Source organism: Actinoallomurus acanthiterrae (assembly GCF_054775715.1).
Genome location: NZ_BAAHCO010000001.1, coordinates 12215571 through 12235553 on the forward strand (window position 1 = coordinate 12215571; position 19983 = coordinate 12235553).

Annotated in this window: 18 protein-coding genes; 10 read left to right on the top strand and 8 right to left on the bottom strand. The window is 72.5% G+C overall.

Going from position 1 to position 19983, the window contains the following annotated elements:
• Positions 1-144: 144 nt before the first annotated feature.
• Both ACYVF7_RS57545 and ACYVF7_RS57550 read right to left on the bottom strand, forming a co-directional pair.
• On the bottom strand, positions 145-1116 hold the full coding sequence (locus ACYVF7_RS57545; protein ID WP_460356932.1) for a threonine ammonia-lyase: 972 nt from the start codon (positions 1114-1116) through the stop codon (positions 145-147).
• A gap of 373 nt (positions 1117-1489) precedes the next feature.
• A complete protein-coding gene (locus ACYVF7_RS57550; protein WP_460356934.1) occupies positions 1490-1645 on the bottom strand; it encodes a hypothetical protein in 156 nt (51 codons plus the stop codon).
• Positions 1646-1800: 155 nt separating this feature from the next.
• On the opposite strand from ACYVF7_RS57550, the gene ACYVF7_RS57555 reads away from it, so the two are divergent.
• The 7 genes from ACYVF7_RS57555 (at position 1801) to ACYVF7_RS57585 (ending at position 9191) form a co-directional block, all read left to right on the top strand.
• A complete protein-coding gene (locus tag ACYVF7_RS57555) occupies positions 1801-3570 on the top strand; it encodes an HSP90 family protein (RefSeq protein WP_460356937.1) in 1770 nt (589 codons plus the stop codon).
• 96 nt (positions 3571-3666) lie between these two features.
• Entirely contained in the window at positions 3667-4755 is a 1089-nt protein-coding gene (locus ACYVF7_RS57560; RefSeq protein ID WP_460356938.1) for a hypothetical protein, read from the top strand.
• A 254-nt stretch (positions 4756-5009) separates the two neighbouring features.
• Complete coding sequence (locus ACYVF7_RS57565; protein WP_460356941.1) at positions 5010-6347, top strand: hypothetical protein; 1338 nt, start codon at positions 5010-5012, stop codon at positions 6345-6347.
• Between the two features lie 36 nt (positions 6348-6383).
• Positions 6384-6686, top strand: coding sequence for a hypothetical protein (locus ACYVF7_RS57570; protein WP_460356943.1), 303 nt, complete (start codon positions 6384-6386; stop codon positions 6684-6686).
• Between the two features lie 108 nt (positions 6687-6794).
• Positions 6795-7310 carry a UTRA domain-containing protein gene (locus ACYVF7_RS57575; protein WP_460356945.1) on the top strand — a complete coding sequence of 172 codons (516 nt, stop codon included), beginning with the start codon at positions 6795-6797 and terminating at the stop codon, positions 7308-7310.
• A gap of 27 nt (positions 7311-7337) precedes the next feature.
• On the top strand, positions 7338-7703 hold the full coding sequence (locus ACYVF7_RS57580) for a cupin domain-containing protein (RefSeq protein WP_460358609.1): 366 nt from the start codon (positions 7338-7340) through the stop codon (positions 7701-7703).
• A 132-nt stretch (positions 7704-7835) separates the two neighbouring features.
• Positions 7836-9191, top strand: a complete 1356-nt coding sequence (locus ACYVF7_RS57585; RefSeq protein ID WP_460356947.1) for a pentapeptide repeat-containing protein — start codon at positions 7836-7838, stop codon at positions 9189-9191.
• A gap of 30 nt (positions 9192-9221) precedes the next feature.
• Here the strand turns inward: ACYVF7_RS57585 and ACYVF7_RS57590 are convergent, their stop codons facing one another.
• Positions 9222-10811, bottom strand: a complete 1590-nt coding sequence (locus ACYVF7_RS57590) for an nSTAND1 domain-containing NTPase (RefSeq protein WP_460356949.1) — start codon at positions 10809-10811, stop codon at positions 9222-9224.
• Between the two features lie 510 nt (positions 10812-11321).
• On the opposite strand from ACYVF7_RS57590, the gene fxsT reads away from it, so the two are divergent.
• Positions 11322-13823, top strand: coding sequence for an FxSxx-COOH system tetratricopeptide repeat protein (fxsT, locus tag ACYVF7_RS57595; protein WP_460356952.1), 2502 nt, complete (start codon positions 11322-11324; stop codon positions 13821-13823).
• A 41-nt stretch (positions 13824-13864) separates the two neighbouring features.
• On the opposite strand, the gene ACYVF7_RS57600 is transcribed toward fxsT, so the two are convergent.
• The 3 genes from ACYVF7_RS57600 to ACYVF7_RS57610 all read right to left on the bottom strand — a co-directional run bounded on the left by ACYVF7_RS57600 (position 13865) and on the right by ACYVF7_RS57610 (position 17119).
• A complete protein-coding gene (locus ACYVF7_RS57600; RefSeq protein WP_460356955.1) occupies positions 13865-15232 on the bottom strand; it encodes an HEXXH motif domain-containing protein in 1368 nt (455 codons plus the stop codon).
• A 248-nt stretch (positions 15233-15480) separates the two neighbouring features.
• On the bottom strand, positions 15481-16704 hold the full coding sequence (locus ACYVF7_RS57605; RefSeq protein ID WP_460356957.1) for a cytochrome P450: 1224 nt from the start codon (positions 16702-16704) through the stop codon (positions 15481-15483).
• Positions 16646-17119 (bottom strand): hypothetical protein, encoded by a 474-nt coding sequence (locus ACYVF7_RS57610; RefSeq protein WP_460356958.1) that lies wholly within the window; start codon positions 17117-17119, stop codon positions 16646-16648. Before ACYVF7_RS57610 ends, ACYVF7_RS57605 begins: the two co-directional genes overlap by 59 nt.
• Before the next feature lie 59 nt (positions 17120-17178).
• On the opposite strand from ACYVF7_RS57610, the gene ACYVF7_RS57615 reads away from it, so the two are divergent.
• The gene (locus ACYVF7_RS57615; RefSeq protein WP_460356960.1) at positions 17179-17787 is read left to right on the top strand and encodes a TetR/AcrR family transcriptional regulator; all 609 of its coding nucleotides are present in this window, start codon (positions 17179-17181) and stop codon (positions 17785-17787) included.
• A 3-nt stretch (positions 17788-17790) separates the two neighbouring features.
• Here the strand turns inward: ACYVF7_RS57615 and ACYVF7_RS57620 are convergent, their stop codons facing one another.
• Positions 17791-18306, bottom strand: a complete 516-nt coding sequence (locus tag ACYVF7_RS57620) for a hypothetical protein (RefSeq protein ID WP_460356962.1) — start codon at positions 18304-18306, stop codon at positions 17791-17793.
• Positions 18307-18496: 190 nt separating this feature from the next.
• Positions 18497-19198, bottom strand: coding sequence for a choice-of-anchor P family protein (locus ACYVF7_RS57625; protein WP_460356965.1), 702 nt, complete (start codon positions 19196-19198; stop codon positions 18497-18499).
• Between the two features lie 321 nt (positions 19199-19519).
• On the opposite strand from ACYVF7_RS57625, the gene ACYVF7_RS57630 reads away from it, so the two are divergent.
• On the top strand, positions 19520-19969 hold the full coding sequence (locus ACYVF7_RS57630; RefSeq protein WP_460356967.1) for a group II truncated hemoglobin: 450 nt from the start codon (positions 19520-19522) through the stop codon (positions 19967-19969).
• Positions 19970-19983 lie beyond the last annotated feature (14 nt).

Here is a 19983-nt window from a genome sequence, read left to right on the forward strand (position 1 = left end):
CGTCCCGAAAGGCGAAGTTACCGCACGGTCGCCCGGCCCCATCGGACCGGTCCGTGTGGGCTCCTCTGACCGGCGGCGAGGGCACTCTTGCGGGTCAGGGGGATGTGGCCCGCACGCGAGCGCTCGCCGGCCGCGGAGACCGGCTCATCCGGCAGCAGGGTCGGCGGCGGCCAGCACCTCGGCGACCTCGGCGGCCGACGCGTTGCCCCCCGTGCAGACGATTCCGACGCGCCGTCCGGCGAATTCGTCGCGGCGGGCGAGCAGCGCCGCCAGTCCCGCCGCTCCGGCCCCCTCGGCCAAGGTGTGCGCGTGGGTGAGCAGGAGCCGCTGCGCGCTCCGGATCTGCCCGTCCGAGACCAGCACGAAGTCGGTCAGGTGCGCACGCATGATCTGTCGCGGCAGGTCGAACCCGCGTCCGGTCGCCAGCCCCTCGACGACCGTACGGTTGGGCCGGGTGACGCACGCGCCGGTCCGCCAGGAGTCGTACGCGGCGGGCGAGGACTCCGCCTGCACCGCGATGACCTGGCACCGCGGTGCGACCGCCGCGGCGACGATCGACGCCGCCGCGGCCCCGCTGCCTCCCCCGACGGGCACGAACAGCACGTCGAGATCGGGCACCGCCTCGAACATCTCCAGGTACAGCGTGCCGACCCCGCTGATCAGCTCCGGCCCCACGACGCCGATCAGCGTCATCCCGCGTTCGGCGGCGGCCTTCTCGGCGTACTCTTGTGCCTCGCTCATCCCCTGGCCGTGCACCTCGACGTCCGCGCCGAGGGCCCGGAGCGCGCCCACCTTGGCGGGGTTGGGGTTCTCCGGCATCACGATCACGCACGGGACGCCGAAGAGGCGTGCGGCGAAGGCGATCGACTGCGCGTGGTTGCCGGTGGAGAACGCCAGGACGCCGCGCTCGCGCTCCTCGGGCCGCATGCCCGCGAGCAGGGTGATCCCGCCGCGCACCTTGAACGCGCCGGTCGGCTGGGTGTGCTCGTGCTTGACGTGCACGGTGGCGCCGACGACGTCGTTCAGCATGGGAAAGGACCACAGGGGAGTCGGCGGCAGATGCGGTTCGATGGTCCGACGGGCCCGCAGGACGTCGGTCAGCGACAGGTCGGTCATGTCCCCCAGCGTGCCGCGTCGGTGATAGATCAGTCCAATCGATGGTTTCGAGGAATTCAATAGGCCAGATTGATCTATAGCCCCGCGCTTGCGGGGAATGAGCGCGAATAGAGGGGTGGCGAGCCGAGCCGCAGGTAAGAGCGGGCCTCACGGGTCAGCGGCGATCGAGGACCGACTGGCCGACCGGGTTTCACAGCAGAGAGCGGCTGGACCCACCCGCCGCTCACCGCCCGCTCCGTTCCCCGACCTGGGCACGACATACCGCCCGCGACGGTGACCGGGACGTTCCAGCGCTCCGCCGACGGCGTCCCCGACGCATGGCGCCCACCCCGGACGACCACCGTCACTCGATGTCCCCAGGCGCGGGGCGCGTTCACTCGAAGTCGTCGGGGCTGAAGTCCTCCGGATGGGGCGGACCGGTGCTGGGTCCGCTGTCCGGGTCCTCTTCCTCGATGGGCGTCTCCGCCTCCACCGGCGGCGCGCTCCCGACGTCTCGCTTCGCGTGCTGTACTTCGCGCGGCTCCCCCATGTCCGCCTCCTTGCTCCGAACACCCCATGACGGGGCACGACACCCATACCCGCCCCGCGTCTCCCTACCCTCCGTCTCGCGATATCGGAACGCGCGCCGGATAGGCCGCCATTAGGGTGATCGGCAGCAATGCCGATCGATGAGAGGTCAACGGGGTGGACCAGGCGTTCCAAGTCGATCTGCGTGGGGTCGTCGACCTGCTGAGCAGGCACCTGTACTCCAGTCCCCGCGTCTACCTGCGAGAGCTGCTGCAGAACGGCGTCGACGCCATCACCGCTCGCGGCGATGGCCCGGCGCGGATCCGGATCGAGACCGGAGAAGAACTCCGGGTGCACGACGACGGGATCGGCCTGACCGAGGCGGAGGTCCACGAGCTGCTGGCGACGATCGGCCGGTCTTCCAAGCGGGACGAGCTCGGCCTCGCGCGGCACGACTTCCTCGGGCAGTTCGGCATCGGCCTGCTGTCGGCGTTCCTCGTCGCCGACGAGATCACCGTCGTCACCCGCTCCGCCCGGGGCGGCGAGCCCGTACGGTGGACCGGCTTCGCCGACGGGCGCTACCGCGTCGAACCCGGCACCCGCGACGAGCCGGGCACCACCGTGAGCCTGCGGGCCCGGCACGGCGCGAGCGACTGGCTCACCGCCGCGACCGTCACCGAACTGGCCGCGACGTACGGTGAGCTGCTCCCCGTCGAGCTGACGGTCGACGGGCGGCGGATCACCGGCGGCGGCCCGCCGTGGCGCGCGGCGTACCCCGACCCCGGACGTCGCCGGGCGGCACTCGACGAGTACTGCCGGCACCTGTTCGGGTTCGCGCCGTTCGACGTGATCGACCTGGACGTCCCCGAAGCCGGGCTGTCCGGCGTCGCCTTCGTCCTGCCGCAGCCGGTCACCCCGACCGCGCGCGGCGCGCACCGCGTCTACCTCAAGCGGATGCTGCTGGCCGAGGGCGTCGAGGGGCTGCTCCCCGACTGGGCGTTCTTCGTACGCTGCGTGGTCGACGCCGCCGAGCTGCGGCCGACGGCCGGGCGCGAGGCCCTGTACGAGGACGAACTGCTCGACGCCACCCGCGACGCGCTCGGACGGCAGGTGCGGCAGTGGCTCGTACGGCTGTCGGAGACCGACCCGGCCCGGCTGCGCGCGTTCCTGCGCCTGCACCACCTGGGTGTCAAGGCGATGGCGCTGCGCGACGACGACATGCTGCGGATCGTCGACCGGTGGCTGGAGTTCGAGACGTCCGCCGGTCCGATGACCCTGGCCGAGTTCCGTACCCGGCACCGGGACGGCCGCTACACCGCGGACCTCGACGAGTTCCGGCGACTGGCGGCCGTCTCCGGCGCGCAGGGCGTGCCGCTGGTCAACGGCGGTTACGTCTACGACGCCGACCTCATCGAACGGCTGCCGGCCATCGACCCCGACGCCGTCCTGCGGCCGCTCGACCCGTCGGAGCTGACGTCCCACTTCGGCGTGCTCGACCCCGACACCGAGCTGGCGCTGCGCCCCTTCCTGGCCGTCGCGCAGCGGGCCGTCGACTCGCTCGGCTGCGAGGTCGTCGTGCGCGACTTCGACCCGGCGTCGCTGCCCGCGCTGTACATGACCAGCCGGGCCGCCCAGCACCAGGCCGAGCTGCGCGAGGCGCGGGAGTCCGCCGACGCGCTGTGGTCCGACGTCCTGGGCGCGCTGGAGGGGATGGCGTCCGGGAGCGACCGCCCGCAGCTCGTCCTCAACCACCGCAACCCGCTCACCCGCCGCATCACCGCACTGACCGAGACCGGCCTCATCGAACTGGCGGTCCAGGCCCTCTACGGCCAGGCGCTCCTGCTCGGCCACCACCCCCTGCGGGCCGCCGACACCGCCGTGCTCAACCGGTCCTTCCTCGGCCTGCTCGACTGGGCCGTCCACGACCCCACCCCGGAGGGCAAGTGACCGAGCGAAGCGAGGGCACCGGTAAGCACAGCACCCTGGTCACCTCCCCGACGAAGGAGGGCCCATGACCGCGTCTGCTCCGACGAAGGAGGGCCAGTGACTGTCGCCAAGGCGGTCGAGCTGATGAACCGCGCCGGAGAGCTGCCGTACGGCCAGGCGCGGACCATCATGGTGGAGGAGGCGCTGCGCCAGGCGGAGTCCGCCGGCGACGAGCGCCTCGCCTACCGGATCCGCAACCACCTGCGCACGGAGTACGTCCAGAGCGGTGAGCGCGCCAAGGCGTTCGCGGTGTTCGTGCGCTGCCTCGGCGACTACGACCGGAACCCGGACTGGGGCGAGGAGTACGCCCTCTACTGGGGGTTCAAGTCCACCGTCACCGGGCTGACGAAGTTCCCCGAGATCCCGCTCGACCGTACGCTCGCGGTGCTCGACGACATGGAGCGCCGGTACCAGCTGGCCGGCGAGGGGCTGCAGCCGGTCCACATGTGCCGCACGCTCGTCACCCAGCACGTGCACGGCGCGGAGGCCGCCGACGAGTGGTACACCCGGTGGCACGCGGCTCCCCGCACGCGGCTGTCGGACTGCGAGGGCTGCGACCCCAGCATGAAGGTGTCCTACCTGGCCGCGCGCGGCCGGGACGAGGACGCGGTCGCGCTCGCCGAGCCGCTGCTGACGGGAGAGCTCGGCTGCGACGAGCAGCCCCAGACGATCCTCACCGAACTGCTCCCCGTCTTCCTCCGCACCGGCCGCCTCGACGCCGCCGCCGACGCCCACCGCCGCGCGTACCGTGCCCAGCGCGACCGGATCGCGGAGCTGTGGGGGATCGGCGTGCACCTGGAGTTCTGTGCCCTGAGCGGCAACGAGGCCCGCGGCCTCGAACTCCTCGAACGCCACCTCGGCTGGCTCGACCGGGCCCCGACCCCGTACGAGGGCATGCGGTTCGCCGCCGCGAGCGCGCTACTGCTCCGGCGGCTCGCGGAGATCGGCCACGGTGACGTGACCGTACGCCGGCCCACGGCGACCGGCCCGCCGGCGAGGTCCCGGCCGCCGAACTGCGCGAGGAGCTCACCCGGTACGCCGTCGACGTCGCCGCGCGGTTCGACGCCCGCAACGGCACGCCCGAGCAGGGCCGCCTCATCCGCGAGCTGCTCGACGCCGAACCTCTGGTCGAGCAGCTCCCGCTGACCCCGTACGCGCGCCGCGCCGCGACGCCGCCCGCCGCCCCGGCCCCGCGCCAGGACGACCTCACGGCCATCGACGACGTCGACCGGCTGCTCGACCTGGCCGAACGGCACTGGAGGCGGCGCGAGTCCGCCCCGGCGCTCGCCGCCTGGCGGCGCGTCGACGCGATCGGCGGCGACCTCACCCTCGTCCAGCAGGGCCGGCGCGTCGACGGCGAGGGACTCGAACGTCTCCTCGCGGGGGACGCGCAGGGCGCGGTGGACGTGTGGCGGCGGTCCGCTGACCTGTACGTACAGGGCGGGGACGAGGAGCGCGCCCAGGCGGCGTCCAGCAGGTACGCCGCGGTGCTCTGCCAGACCGGCCAGGCCGACGCGGGCGTGCCCCTGCTCCAGACCGCCGTCGCCTGGCTGGACGCCAACGCGACCGACGCCCGGCGGGCCCTCGCCGCCCGAGGCCGGCTGGCCGCCGCGTACGGCGAGGCGGGCCGCGTCGAGGAGGCACTCTCCCTGTTGGACGGAGCGCCCGCGGTGGACGACCTCGACGAACTCGCCGATCTGGAGATGACGCGCGCCCGCATCCTCGCCCCGGCCCGGCGTGACGCGGAGGTCATCGCCGCGCTCCGGCGGGCCGCCGACGGCTACCGGCGGAGCGGGCAGAGCGCGGCCCTCGCCGAAGCCGCTCTCCTCCTCGGTCAGCGGCTGGCCGCGAGCGAGGACGAGAAGGAGGCCGCCGAGGCGGACGCGCTGCTCACCGAGGCCGTCACCAACGCCCCGGCCGACATGCCGGCGTTCCGCGCGAGCGCGTACGCCGTCCGGGGCGGTCGCCTGCTGGCGCGCGGCGACGCCGCCCAGGCCGCCGAGGACCTGATCGAGGCCGTCGCGGTCTTCACCGCCGAGGGCTCCCACCACCAGGCCGCGTACGCGCGGCAGGACCTGTGCGTCGCCTACCTAGACACCGGCCGGTTCCTGGAGGCGGCCGAGACCGCCGAGGAGGCGCTGCCGCTGTTCGAAGCGCACGGCGACACCGACGCCGTGCGCCGGGTCCGGTACCTCCTCGCCAACGCCCAGCGCGAACTGGGCGAGCTCGACGCCGCCGCCGACCACTTCACCCGCCTGGCCGAGGACGAACGCGCCGAGCAGCCCGCCGTGGCCGCCCGCCTCCTCGTCGAGGCCGGCGACCTGCTGAGCCGTCTCGACAAGGACGCGACCGCCGCCGAACGCTTCGCCACGGCGGCCGAGGCGTCCACGGCAGGAGGCGACCCGTACGGGACCGTGCAGGCCCTGCGCCGACAGGCCCTTTGCGTGATGTGGAGCGGACGGACGGAAGACGGCCTGGCCGTCATGGCGAACGCGCGGATCGCGCTGGCCGCCCTGCCCGAGGACGAGCCGGCCGCGCTGACCTGGGAGACAGCCCTCATCGACTTCGACGAGGCACGCATCCTCGGCGCACTGGAGCGCTTCGACGAGGCGATCGCCGGAGCCGAGCGCGCCGCCGCCGCCTTCACCTCACTCGACCAGAAGGAGCCGGCCACGGCGGCGGAGAGCCTCCGCGCCGACCTCGTCGCAGCCCGCTCGAACAGCGGTGACACGGGCTGACGCGGGAGACCGACCCGCCACGAGCGAAGGTGAGGAATGATGGATCCGCAGCAGCGTGTTCTCGAGCAGCGCTACATCGAGGTCGACGATCTCGCCAAGAATCCGGCGCTTCTCGACGGTTGCCCGCATCGGTACGTCTTCGTCGCCGTTCGCCGGAGAGCTGGCATTACGCTCCAGCCTGCACACGGAAACCTCCCGCGGCTGCTGTGGTGCGTCGAGATGCTCGAGACCCGTGGGTGGGAGCCGGTGGCCTGGGAGTTCGGCGGCGGCGCCGAGACCCGAACGGGCGCGCTGATGCGGCGAACCGGGTCCGGCACGCCGGGAGAAGCCCAGTCATGACGACCCGGCCCTCGGTGCGCGGAACCGGCGCGCCGGGAGAAGGAGCCCGGTCATGACGATCCGGCCATCAGCGCACGGAACCGGCGCGCCTGGGGAAGGAGACCTGTCATGACGGCCCCGCCCTCGGCGCGCGGATCCGGCGGGTGGCGGCCGGTCCGTGACCTCCTCGACCGCGTGGAAGCCGACGATCGGGGCGAGGTCACCTACGTCGAGCAACGCCCGGCGCGCTCCGACATCGCCGAGCTGCTCGGCGTCCCCGAGGGTGCGCCCTTGGTCCTGCGGCAGCGGGTCGTGCTGGACGACGATGAGCCGACGGCGTTCGTCGGACTCTGGCTCGACCCGGACGTCGCCCACGCGACCGGGCTCGACCTGCTCGCCCCGGCCACGGCGAGCGTTCGCGAGTCGATCCGGTCGGCGACCGGCCGGGACCTCGGCCACGTCACCGAACACCTCACCGCCCGGCGCGCCACCAGCGCGGAGACCAAGGCCCTCGGCCTCCCCCGGAACGCCCCCGTGCTGGCCGTCCGGGCCATCGTCGGCGACGACGCCGGCCTGCGGGTGCTCGTCGTGGACCTGGCGTTCCCCGGCGAAACGTACGGGTTCACCGACGACTACGCCCTCTGAGGGGTCCTGCTACGGTCGCGCACCGTGGTGGAGAACGTGTACGTGGGCAAGGCCGCCGTGGACGCGGCCGGCGATCGAGGCTGGCTCCTCGGGCATTTCAAGCCGGTCGGCGACATCCGGCACAGCGACGACGTCGAGATCAAGTGGGGCGTGCACCCGCGCGGCGACCGGCGGGCGCGGTGGGCCACCGAGGAGAAGCGCACCGCCCTGCTCGTCCTGATCAGCGGGCGCTTCCGCATGGAGTTCCCCGACGGCGACGTCACACTGACCGAGCAGGGCGACTACGTCGTCTGGGGCCACGGCGTCGACCACTCCTGGCACGCCGAGGAGGAGTCGGTCGTCATGACGATCCGCTGGCCGTCCATCCCCGGCTACGCGATCCCCACCGACTGAGCACACTCCCCGCTGCGCGTGCCGTCGTACGAGGGCAGACACGCGGCGCCGCCGGCGAAGATCGCCGCCACCCGGGCGCTGTTCGTCAAAAGTCACGTATCCCGCTCGATGGGTCGATTTACCGTACGGAATGTGGTCAAGGGGCTTCAGAGCGGAACGCGACCGAAGTGGCGGGCGGCGGCGGGCATACTCGCGGCCACCATCGCCGTCCTCGCCCTGCTGACCTTCCTGTTCTGGCCGCTCGCCGATGCGATCGCCGAGCACGACGCACGTCACGTACCCGCGGCGCAGCGGGCCGAGAAGCTCCAGGCGGCCCGCGACGACGCCCGCGGTCGGCTGGTCCAGATCCTCGCCGGGCTGCTGGCGACCGGTGGATTCATCTACACCGCGCGCAACTTCGCCCTGGCGCGTCAGCAGAGCGAACTCAACCGGATGACCTTGGAGCTGGCGACGCTCCAAGCCCAGCGGCAGCACGAGGACAGCCGTCGCGCCCTGGAGCAGAGTGAGGCGGTCCAGCTCACGGATCGGTTCGCGAAGGCCATCGATCAGCTGGGCGGCGAGGCGATCGACATCCGGCTGGGCGCCATCTACTCGCTGGAGCGCATCGCCCGCGACTCGCCCCGTGACCATCCCGCGGTGATGGAGGTTCTCGCGGCGTTCGTCCGGCGTACTTCCCAGGCGCGCGGCGAAGAGGTCCCGCAGGACCTGCAGGCGGCGATGACCGTCCTGGCGCGCCGGTCACCGGCGGCCGACCAGGGCCGGATCACGCTGCGGGACGCGAAGCTGGCCCGGCTCGACCTGTCGGGTGCCGCTATGGCAGGGGCCGACCTCGCCGGGGCCGACCTGACCGGCGCGAGGCTCACGGGGGCCGACCTGACGGGCGCGGACCTGACGGGCGGACGGCTCGAACAGACGCTCCTGGACTCCGCGCAGCTACGAACAGCCGTGCTCACCGATGCCGTCCTCACCGGGGCGCGGTCGCCGGGGGCCGACCTGACCGATGCCGATCTCACCCGTGCGGACCTGACCAGGGCGACCTTGACGGGAGCGACGCTGTCCGGCGTGCGGGCTGCGGGCGCGGTGCTCCGCGGCGCCGACCTGACGGAGACCGACCTGAGCTCGGCGGATCTCAGCGCGACCGACCTGACCCTGGCCACGATGCGGCGCTGCCTCCTGCCGGGCGCCGTGCTGAGCCGGGCGACGTTGTCCCAGGTACGCGCGGAGAACGCCGACCTGTCCACGGCCAAGCTCGACGACGCCGTCCTCAGCGACGCCCGCCTGTCTCAGGCCGATCTCCGTGGTGCCGACCTCACCGAGGCGAACCTGTCGGGAGCCAGGCTGGACGGTGCGATGCTGGGCGACGCGGACCTGGGCCGGGTACGGCTCGTCGGCCTGGACCTCACCGGGGCGATCGTGTCCTCCGGCGCACGCCTGCCGACCGGCTGGTCGCGAGGCACCACCGACGGGCGAGTACACCGCGCCGCCTGACGAGCAGCCGACGCGCGCCGTCGCCCCTGGTCAGGGGAAGCGTTCGCCGAACTTGGACCGGATCCGGCCGTGCAGGATGCGGGCGTCGTCGTCTTCGGCGGCCGTCATCACGGGGCCCAGCATCGCGGCCGCCGCGGCCGGGTCGCCGGCGTCCGCGAGGGCTCTGGCGAGCTCCGTCTTCATCGTGCGGTCGGCGGGCAGGCGTGCCACGGCCGACCGGAGCAGGCTCAGTCCGCCCGCCGCGTCGCCGCGGCGCAGGGACACCCGTCCGATCGCGGCGAGCATGACGCCGACCGCCGCCTGGTCGCGCCGGGTCTCGAGCAGCATCACGGCACGCTGGTAGGCGTCCTGTGCCTGGGCGAGGTCGCCCCGTGCGAAGGCGATGTCGCCCAGGATGGTGTGCGCGCCGATCTCCGCGTCCACGTCGCGGGCCGGGGACTCGGCGGCCTGCCGGGCCTGGTGTTCGGCCCGCGCCGGGTCGCCGTCCGCGAGGGCGTCGAGGGCGGCGCGCAGCCGTTCGGCGGGCGTGACGAGCGGCGGGTCGAGGTCGTCGGCGCGCCGGGCCAGCCGTACGAGCGGTCGCAGGATGCGGTCGCCGTGCGGCGTGTAGCGGCGAGGGCCGTCGCCGGTCCGTACGCGCAGGACCCAGCGGTCGGTCAGCGCGTCGAGAAGGGTGTGCGGCACGTCGGTGGGTGCCACGGCGCGCGGCGTGCCGTCCGGCGAGACGAAGGTCCGGGCGACCCAGGCGCAGAGCCGTGCCGCGTCGCGGTCGAACGCCGCGGCGACGGCCGCGACGGCCGCCCAGAGTGCCTCCTCGAGGGCGTCGTCGGCGTCCGGTGGTGACCGGTGGTCGACGAGCGACCGCCCGTCCGCGGGCCGGTTCCGCCAGACGTGCGCGCAGACGGCCTGCAACTGCCATGGGCTCACCGTCGGCAGTCGCCGGTGCGTTCGGGCGCCGGCCTCGTCGACGATGTGTGCGGTGGTGAGGTCCGCCACCAGCGCGTCCGCGACAGTGGCGGGGATGGTCCGGCCGGTGCGGTCGAGGGGGTGCCGGATCGCGTCGGACGCCGAGGCGGGCGCGAGTCCCTCCAGCCGAAATCGCGCGGGTGCCGGCGGGTGGAGCTCGGCCAGCAGCGCGTCGACCCGGTCGTCGCGAACGCTGATCAGCAGGTGGACGTCCGGGGCGGCCGCCAGGGCGGCCAGGAACTCCGCGCGCTCGTCGGCGCGCTCTCCCCGGAAGAGGTCTTCGGCCTGGTCGATCGCGACGAGGGCGGGTGCCGAACGTCGTACGGCGTCGCGCAGGAACCGGCCCACCGCGGTGGCCGGGAGGGAGGCGCCCGGCGCGAGCGTGCGCAGGAGTGTGCGGGTGAACGGGTTCCCCGTGGGGAGCGCGGCGTCGGGGACGATCGGACCGCCGGCAACCCGCCCCACGGGGAGAACGTTGGATCCGCCCCGCTGGAGACGCGGTATGACGCCGGCCTGCAGCAGAGAGGTCTTTCCGACGCCTGGCGGCCCGTGGAGAATCGTCAGCCGTTCGGTGCGCCAGAGATCGGTGACAGTGGTGGTCTCGTTCGCGCGGCCACCGAAGAGCAGATCCTCGTCCGCGCGGAAAGGACGCATACCTGGAAACGGGCACCAGGTATCGGACGACCTCAAATCGTCAGCGGCCATGACCGGAACCTCGGCACGGTTGTCACCGCAGCAACAATAGAGGAATACGCCGCCTCGCCGCTCCGGTTATGGCGACCCCCCAATGAAACCAGGGGCACGAACGGCGGATTGGGCGATTCCATGCTCATCACCACGTATCGGGCGGCGCCTCGAAGACTCCCACGGGAGGCTGGCCACCGTACAGCGGATCGGCCGGATCCGCGTCGGCGGCCAGGATCCGAGCGAGCGACTCAGCCCGACAAGACGGCTCAAGTGTGTCGATTTCGGACAGAGATATATCCGTCAAATCGGTCACCTCGGTCTCGACGTCGCACGGAGATTGCGCCATCGCGGCCTTACCCCCCTTCCCACTCCATCGCAATCATCACCGATGAAGGAGGCCTTGACTACTGTCCAGGGAGCTCGAGATGAGAGCATTCCCGTCTACCATGAAGATGTGCTGATTTCCCTGGAGCGAATATGACCGTCTCCGGCGACAGGCCCCAGGTGTGGGGCCGCGTTCCGCCCCGCAACAAGGACTTCACCGGGCGCGAGAGCGCGCTGACGCAGCTCCGTGAGGGGATCAGCGGTGTCACCGCCGTCCTGCCGACGGCCCTGCACGGGCTCGGCGGTGTCGGCAAGACCCAGATCGCCATCGAGTACGCCCATCGCTTCAAGGGCGAATACGACCTCATCTGGTGGATCCCGTCGGATCAGCCCCTGCTGATCGCCTCGTCGATCGCCCGCCTCGCGCCGCATCTCGACCTGCCGAAGGCCAGCGAGACCAGCGTGGCCGAGGCCGCCGAGGCCGTCATCGAGGCCCTGCGCAAGGGCGAGCCGTACGACCGGTGGCTGCTCATCTTCGACAACGCCCACGATCCCGAGTCGATCATGGAGTTCGTCCCGGACGGGCCGGGCGAGGTTCTGATCACGTCGCGCAACGTCGCGTGGAGCAACGTCGTCCGCACGCTCACCGTGGACGTCTTCTCCCGCGAGGAGAGCCGCCGCTTCCTCGACCGGCGCGTTCCAGGCATCGGCGGCAACGACGCGGACGCGCTCGCCGACGCGCTCGGCGACCTGCCGCTGGCCCTCGACCAGGCCGGCGCGCTGCAGTCCGAGACGGGCATGCCGGTCGACGAATACCTCGAGCTGCTCCAGCACCAGACCGGCAAGCTCCTCGCCGAGGGCCGGCCGATGGCGTACGACGTGCCGCTGACGGCGACGTGGACGCTCTCGGTGTCCCGGCTGCGCGAAGAGCAGCCCGACGCCGTGGAGGTCCTCTACCTCCTGGCCTTCTTCGGGTCCGACCCGATCCCGCGCGACGTCCTCGGCGCCGCCCGGGGCACGCTCGAGTCGCCGCTGTCGGACATCCTCTCCGACCTGCTGCGGTTCAGCAGGGCCGTCGGCGCGCTCGGCCGCTACGCGCTCGTGCAGATCGACCGGGAGAACCAGACGCTCCAGGTCCACCGGCTCATCCAGGCACTGCTCCGCGAGGAGGTGAGCGAGGACGACCGCCGGCGGTTCCGGCAGAGCGTGCAGCGGCTCCTCGCCGCCGCGGCGCCGAAAGACGCCGACGACGCCGCCACCTGGCCGCGGTACGCGCGGCTGCTGCCGCACGTGCGGCCCGCCGAGGCGGTCCAGGCGTCCGACCACGACATCCGCTACCTCATGCGGGGTGTCGTGCGCTACCTCTACCAGTCCGGCGACGCGCCGGCCGCGTACGCCCTCGGGCGCGAGTGCCTGGAGCTCTGGTCCGCCGACCCCCATGCCGATCCAGAAGACCTGTGCGCGATCAAGCGCCACCTGAGCATCTCGCTGCGGTTCATCGGCCGCTACCGCGAGGCGTTCGAACTCGGCTCGGAGGCCCTGGCGGAGGCCGAGCAGCGGCTCGGGCCGACCGATGAGGAAACCCTGGTGATGGCGATCAGCCACCCCACCGACCTGCGCGCCATCGGCCAGTTCACCGAGGCCTACCGGCTGAGCGAGGAGGCGGTGACCCGCAGCCACTCCGTCTTCGGCGACACGAACGAGCGCTCCCTCAAGGCCCAGAACAGCCTGGCGCTCGACCTCACGCTGATGAGCCGCTACCGCGAGGCGGAGGAGCTCATCAAGAACGTCTACAACACGATGCGCGACATGTACGGCTCGCCGAACCACCCGACCGCCCAGATCATCATGAACAACCTGGTGCGCGTCATCCGGCTGCGCGGCGACTACGAGGAGGCGCGCGAGCTCGGCGAGGACATCTACGCCGTCGGCGTCGCGACGCTCGGCGCCGACCACCGCACCACCCTCCGGGCCGCCAACGACCTCGCCATCGCGATGCGGAAGGCAGACGGCGCCACCGAGGAGGTGGTGGCGTACGCCGAGGACCTGGTGCGACGCTACCGCCGGCTGCTGAGCGATCAGCACCCCGACAAACTCGCCGGCGACGTCATCCTGTCCAACGTCTACCGGGAGGCGGGCCGGCTGGAGGAGGGTCTCGCCGCCGCCGAGCTGCTCACGCTGGCCTACGGCGAGGTGTACGGCCCGGACCACCCGTTCACCCACGGCTGCCGGGGCAACGAGGCGCTGCTGCTACGGCTGTCCGACCGGGCCGCCGAGGCCCGCGACCTGCACGAGTTCGTGATCGCGCGGCTCACCGCGCTCCTGGGCGCCGACCACCACTACACGGTGACCAACACGCTGGGCCTCGCCGGTGACCTCGCGGCGCTCGGCGAGGTCACCGACGCGGCCGACCTCGGCGAGACCACCCTGCGGCGGCTCCAGAGCCTCCTCGGCCCGGATCACCCGATGACCCTCGGCGCCATGGCGAACCTCGCCCTCGACCTCGCCGCGCTCGGCCGCGACGAGGAGTCCGTGAAGCTACGGGAGGACGCACTCGCGCGGATGCGCACGCGGCTCGGCGGCGGGCATCCCACGCTCCGCCTCATCGCGGGCGGCGAGCGCCTCGACTTCGACTTCGACCCGCCGCCGATGTAGGTCAGGCTCCCGATCACGGGTTCCGGACTTCGCCGCCGGGGCTATGCGGGTCGCGGCCGGTCCACAGGGGTCCGGCCGCTCCAGCGCTCGAACCTCCGGCGGTGCTCCTCAGCGGCGAGACCGGCCAGCTCGGCGGCCCGGTCCGGCACGGTCTCGTGCTGGAGGTCCCGCAGCGTGGCCAGCATCCCGTCCAGGAACCGGTGCCCGAGGGAGGTGAGCGCGGCGCTGTCGCGGATCACCTGGGCGGTCTCGGCTGCCGCGTCCCGCCACCGGACGAACTCCGCGTGCGCGGCGTCGCCGCCGTGCAGATGTCGCTGGCGACGCCAGAAGGCGGCCACGCCGAGATGCGCGTACGTCCCGTGGAGGAGGCCCGTGATCGGGCGCGGGTCCTGACGCCACGGCGCGTAGTAGCGCCGGTCCGAGTCGAGCGAGACCAGGTCCACGAGATGGAAGAGCCCCGTGAGCTTGGCGTGCTGGACTTCGTGGACCAGGGTCGCGGCGAGTGACAACCCGTCGCGCGGCAGGGCCAGGGCGACGCACCCGGGCGTCGTGCGCGAGGTGCCGCTGGCGGGCCAGCCGGCCGACGACAGGGGCGCCACGACCGACAGCAGCGTACGGATCTCCTCGGCGACCTCGGAATGGTGGGTGCGCAGGATCGTCCAGGCGTCCTGGACCACGGCCGACCAGTGCGCGACCTCCCAGGCGCTCAACCGGGGCGCGAGCGTGCTCCCCGGAACGAACCGGTACGGATCGAGGTCGTCGATGAGCAGGCGGAACGCGCTCGCCGGGTGGTCCGCGGTGATGACGCGCAGTCCCTGCCAGTCGGTCGTGTCGCGGCCCAGGTCGGCCGGGATCTCGACCCGCCGCCGCCGTCCCGTGACCCGCGCCCCGGCGGGGCCGACCTCGATTCGGCACTCCGGGCCGTCGACGAGCGCGCGGCCGAGTGACGGGAGCAGCAGGCCGCCGTGTCCGACGGCCAGTCGTGCCTCGTAGGGAAGGCCCGCCCGGACGGCCGCCGCGGCGGCCAGCACCGCCATCCGATCCGGACGCACGTCTCCCTCCCTGTTCAGGGGGTGGGAGTCTCCGCCCACACGCAGGACCCGGGCGTCCCCGTTCAGGGCTCGCGCGTCTCCGCCCGTGTTCAGGGCGCGCAGCGCCGCCAGGGCCCAGGCACCGACGGCCGGGTATCGGATGACGGGGTCGACGCGGTCCGGTGCGGCCTCGTGCATTGTCGCGAGGGCGTGGAAGGCCTCCTTGACGGTTTCGCTCGGCGTCGCGTCGGCGACCGCCTTGAGGAGCATCAGGTGCCTTCCCCGGGCGGCGGAGACGAAGAGCCGCCCCGCCTGTGGCCCACCGCGGCCGGCCGCGAGGTCGTCGAACACCGCCTGCGGAAGGACCAGGCGCTTCATCGCGCGACCAGCCTGGTCGCTCCTCTCCGGGACCCGTCATGACAGCCGGCCTCCCGCCGGCCCGAAACGCCCATGATGCCCTTGAGCCTCCCCGTGCGACGACACCCCGACCTTTTAAGGATGCACCGGCTGATATCTACACATAAAAACTAACTGTGAAACTTGCAGCCCGACACCGGCGTGGTCGGAGCGCCGCCACCCGACCGGTCGCGGGACCCGGTCGGGTGGTCGGCTTTCGGTCCGCTACCTCACGCCACCGTGACGGGAAGGCGCGCCGGGCCGCGAAGGTTCATGCGGCCGTTCCATACGACGTCGTCGTCGAGTGCCAGGCCGGGGAAGCGGGCCGCCAGGCGCTCGAACGCGACGCACGCCTCCATCCGGGCCAGCGACGCCCCGAGGCAGTGGTGCGGGCCCGCACCGAACGACACGTGCTGGTGCGCGTTCTCCCGGTCGAGGCGCAGCTCGCCGGCGTCCGGTCCCCAGAACCGCTCGTCCCGGTTGGCGGCGGCGAGGCTCGCCATCACGAAGGCGCCGGCGGGGATCTCGACGTCCCGTACGGTGATGGGTTCCAGGGTGATCCGCCTGCTCGCCTGGACCGGGCTGTCGTAGCGGAGCAGTTCCTCGACGGCGTTCGGCACCAGGCCGGGGTCCCGGGCCAGGGCGGCGAGGCGGCCGGGGTGGCGCAGGAGCGCGAGCGTCCCGCCCGCGATGAGGTTCACGGTGGTCTCGTGGCCGGCGATGTACAGCAGCAGCGTCTGGGCGACCAGCTCGTCGTCGTCCAGCACGGCGCCTTCGTCCTCCGCGTGGATGAGGGCGGTGAGCAGGTCGTCCGCGGGATTGGCGCGCTTCCAGGCGATCATCTCGGCGGCGATGCCGTCCAGCTCCTTCTCCGCGGCGATGACCGACGCGATGAGGTCGGGGTCGACGACCGGTTCGAGCGACCGTACGACCAGGCCGGTCAGCTCCCGGATGCGCTCGTGGTCGGAGGCCGGCGTGCCGAGCATCTCGGCGATCACGGCGAACGGCAGCGGGTACGCCAGGGCCTCGACGAGGTCCACCCGCCCTGCCCGCTCCATCTCGGCCAGCATGCCGTCGACCAGGCCGGTCACGCGCGGCCGTAGCGCGCGTACGGCCCGGGGCGTGAACGCCTTCGACACGAGCCTGCGCAGGCGGGTGTGGTCCGGCGGATCCCGGTCGAGCATGGACTTGGCGTTCGAGCGCGGCGAGCGGTCGCCGTACGTCTCCGCCCGCATCTGCCGCAGCGGGCCGTCGGCGACGTTGTCGTCCTCGACCGACAGGCCCGCCCGCAGCAGCCATGCGACGTCGTCGTACCGCGTGAGCAGCCAGAACCCGAACGGGTGCTCGTACACCGGCGCGGCATCCCGCACCGCCGCGTACTGCGGATAGGGGTCGTCAGTAAAGCCAGGCGCGAACGGGTCGAAGAGCGGTACGGAAGGCGCACTTTCGGGCATGGCTGATCCCCTTCTCTGGGAGCGGACGGTACGCCGGCAGGCCGATGGGATCCACCCCGGTCGCGCTGAGCACGGCGTGCCGGAAGCGGGCCTTTCCCTCGGCGAGCGCGGGGTGATCGGCGTACTCCGCCAGCAGACGCCGGAACGCCGGGTACACCTCGGCGACCGAGGCGAGTGCGTCGGCGACCGCCGTCTCCGGATCGCCGGGAGCCTCCTCGATGACCCCGTCCAGCTGGGTGTAGGCGGCGGTGAGGTAGCGCCGCTGGACATCGCGCAGAAAGTGGTCGAGACCCCCGTACTCGGCCACCAGCTCGGCCTCCCGCTCCGTGAGCGCCCGCGCGCCCTTCTTCTCGTACGCGGCGGCGAGGTCGTGCACCAGCCGATACCTCCGCCGAGCCCGGTCCCATTCGGTCATGGCACACTCACCTACCCATCGTCGGTCACATACACAGTGTATGTAGTTAGACTTAGCGTATGTCCGGTGTCAAGAGCCGACGCGAGCAGTACTCCGAAGCCACGAAGGCGGCGCTTCTCGAAGAGGCGACCGCGCTCTTCACCGAGCACGGCTACGCCGGGACGTCCCTGGAGCAGGTCGCCGCGGCGAGCCAGGTCACCCGCGGCGCGGTGTACCACCACTTCGCCGGCAAGCAGGCCCTCTTCGAGGCCGTGCTGGAGGCACAGGAGAATCGCGCCATGGAGGAGGTCGCCGCCGCCGCCGCGCGCGCGACCGATCCGTGGGAGGCCGCGCTCCTCGGTCTCGACGCCTTTCTCGACAAGTGCTGCGACCCGGCGTACGGGCGGCTGGTCTGGCAGGAGGGGCCGACCGCGCTCGGCTGGTACCGCTGGCGGGAGTGCGAGCAGAAGTACGCCTACGGCGTGGTCGAGCACTTCATCCGCTCTCTCATCGACGCGGGCTACTGGCGGGCGACGGAGAGCATGGACACCACGGTCAGGTTCGCGTTCTGGATGCTGGGCGGGGCCGGCATGGCGCTCACCGAGACGCCCGAGGCCGACAGGCCCCGGGTTCGCGATGAATGGTCCCAGCTGATTCGCCGCAGTATCGCCGGCCTGCGCAGCCAGTGATCGTCAGCTCGGCGCCGACTCCAGCGTGCGGCGGATGTCCCACTCGTGGTGGTACGCGTCGTGCGCGTTGGTGGCCGCCACGTCCGGCGTACGCTGCTCGCCACGGTCGGGATGCCGCAGGACGACGCCGGCGTCCATCGCCCGCTCCACCGCCTCCACCCATGCCGCCGCCGCGTGCCGCAGCGACCACAGCGCACCCGCCACCGGAACCCGGTCGTAGGCGCGCGCCCGGGCGAGCAGCCCGTCGTCGTAGCCGGTGATGTCCCGGCCGCCGCCGAGCGCCGCGGCCATCAACCGCTCGGCCCAGATCCGCAGGTTGTCGGTGACGTGGCAGACGTACGCCCCGGCGGTCCAGTCGAGGTCCGGATGGCGGAGCGCCGCGTCCCGCCCGTCGAGCAGCGCGGCGTATCGCCCCGGTACGGCCCCCACGAGGGCGACGTTCTCCTCGTACGCCGTCGACCAGTCGTAGCCGCACTCCCGGCACGGGTCGCCGAAGAGCGCCCTGCCCCACGCGTTCACCGCGGCCGACCCGCGAGCCGGACACCGATCGCAGCGATCACCGTCCCAACCTATGACCGGATCGCCCCCGACGGTAGGCCACTCGGCCGGAGTACCAGGCGTTCCGGGCCGTACGGGACGCGTCCGTAGCCCGCCCGGGCCGGGAGGGGACCCGTGCACTGGTCCCCTCCCGAGGCCGGGCGGTCGCCGCTCAGCCGGTGACGGGCAGGTTGCCGGGGACGGGGGTGGGCTTGGGCGCCTGGCCCGGAGGCGTGGTCGGGTGGCTCGGCCCCGGGATCGGCTTACCGGTGGGCTGGCCGGGCGGCGGGGTGGGCGGCTGGCTGGGGGTGCCGGAGCCGCCGTCGCTGCAGGTGGCGGAGGAGACGCTGATGGTCTGGGCGTCGGTCAGACGGACCTCGATCGCGGTGACGGTGAGGCTGCCGTCGGGGTTGCGCACCTGCTTGTTCAGCGTGACCCCGACGGTACCCACGCCCTGGACGGGGATGTTCAGCGCGCTGTTCGGCGCGGCGTGCGCGGCGAGCCGGTGGGCGCCGACGCGCGCGTCGGCCAGGTTGGAGGTGCCGGTGCCGCCCTTGCAGGTGGCGGTGACGAGGTGGGCGGTCAGGGCGGCCTTGGCGACCTCCAGGTCGACCACACTGGCACGGCCGTACGCGGGCTTGGCGGTGGTGTGCAGGACCTTGACGTCGACGAGGGGGTTGGCCGGCAGGCTCACCAGGCTCTTGTCGGCGGTGGCGGTGACGGCGGGGGTCTGGGGGATGGCGACCAGGCCGGTGGCGGCCAGGCCGTAGGCCGAGCCCGTACCGGTCGCGGCGGAGGCGGTGCCGGTCAGAACCAGGGGCGTGGCGAGCGCACCGGCGATGGCCGTCGAGGCGACAAGACGTGTCAAACGCAAGGTGTCCACTCCTTCGGGGAAGACGTCCGCGCGGTGAGCGCGGATCGGACGCGGCCGCCCCTCGTGGCGCGGTTAACGGAGGACGGCCAAGGAAGGGGAAGACACCGCCGAAAGCGGCCGAGGCCCTACGTCTTTCCGGCAGATGCCTTCCGCCCTCCATTACGCGCGACCCCCGTCTCGGGTTGCACGCTCGGACGCATCGCTACGAGGTATTCGATCTGCCTTGCAACCCATGGCCGCGCGAACGCGGATGTGCCACATTGATGGCCTCGCCCCCCACTCGCCGGGAGAGCTTCTCCTCAGCGGCCCGGAGGTTCTGGCATGCCGAGCCTTTATGAACACGCCGGCGGAGACGAGCTCCTCCATCGGCTCGAAGAGATCTTCTATGCGAAGGTCCTCGCCGACCTTTCGCTACGGTCCCTGTTCCCGGAGCGCAGGCCCCGTCACGTCGAGCATCTGACCTGGTTCACGGCCGAGTCCTTCGGCGGGCCCGACCGTTTCACCAAGGAGCTGGGCTTCGAGTACATCATCCGGGTGCACCGCCACCTCGACATCACGGAGGAGCAGCGCCGGCGTTTCGTGACGCTGTACATGGAGGCGCTCGACGAGGCAGGCCTGCCCGATGACGAGGACTTCCGTACGGCGGTGCGTGAGCACATCGAGTTCGGCTCGCAGGTCGCCGTACAGAATTCGCGGGCTGAGACCGACGCCGATCTGCACCCCATCCGCCAGGTCCCCCGCTGGACATGGCCGGGGGACGACGACGCGTAGCCCGGTATACGGGG

Excerpts from the sequence above, each read along its gene's own strand:
- ACYVF7_RS57545 (WP_460356932.1), bottom strand. The coding sequence starts at position 1,116 with ATGACCGACCTGTCGCTGACCGACGTCCTGCGGGCCCGTCGGACCATC.
- ACYVF7_RS57550 (WP_460356934.1), bottom strand. The coding sequence starts at position 1,645 with ATGGGGGAGCCGCGCGAAGTACAGCACGCGAAGCGAGACGTCGGGAGC.
- ACYVF7_RS57570 (WP_460356943.1), top strand. The coding sequence starts at position 6,384 with ATGATGGATCCGCAGCAGCGTGTTCTCGAGCAGCGCTACATCGAGGTC.
- ACYVF7_RS57575 (WP_460356945.1), top strand. The coding sequence starts at position 6,795 with ATGACGGCCCCGCCCTCGGCGCGCGGATCCGGCGGGTGGCGGCCGGTC.
- ACYVF7_RS57590 (WP_460356949.1), bottom strand. The coding sequence starts at position 10,811 with ATGCGTCCTTTCCGCGCGGACGAGGATCTGCTCTTCGGTGGCCGCGCG.
- fxsT (WP_460356952.1), top strand. The coding sequence starts at position 11,322 with ATGACCGTCTCCGGCGACAGGCCCCAGGTGTGGGGCCGCGTTCCGCCC.
- ACYVF7_RS57600 (WP_460356955.1), bottom strand. The coding sequence starts at position 15,232 with ATGAAGCGCCTGGTCCTTCCGCAGGCGGTGTTCGACGACCTCGCGGCC.
- ACYVF7_RS57605 (WP_460356957.1), bottom strand. The coding sequence starts at position 16,704 with ATGCCCGAAAGTGCGCCTTCCGTACCGCTCTTCGACCCGTTCGCGCCT.
- ACYVF7_RS57610 (WP_460356958.1), bottom strand. The coding sequence starts at position 17,119 with ATGACCGAATGGGACCGGGCTCGGCGGAGGTATCGGCTGGTGCACGAC.
- ACYVF7_RS57615 (WP_460356960.1), top strand. The coding sequence starts at position 17,179 with ATGTCCGGTGTCAAGAGCCGACGCGAGCAGTACTCCGAAGCCACGAAG.
- ACYVF7_RS57630 (WP_460356967.1), top strand. The coding sequence starts at position 19,520 with ATGCCGAGCCTTTATGAACACGCCGGCGGAGACGAGCTCCTCCATCGG.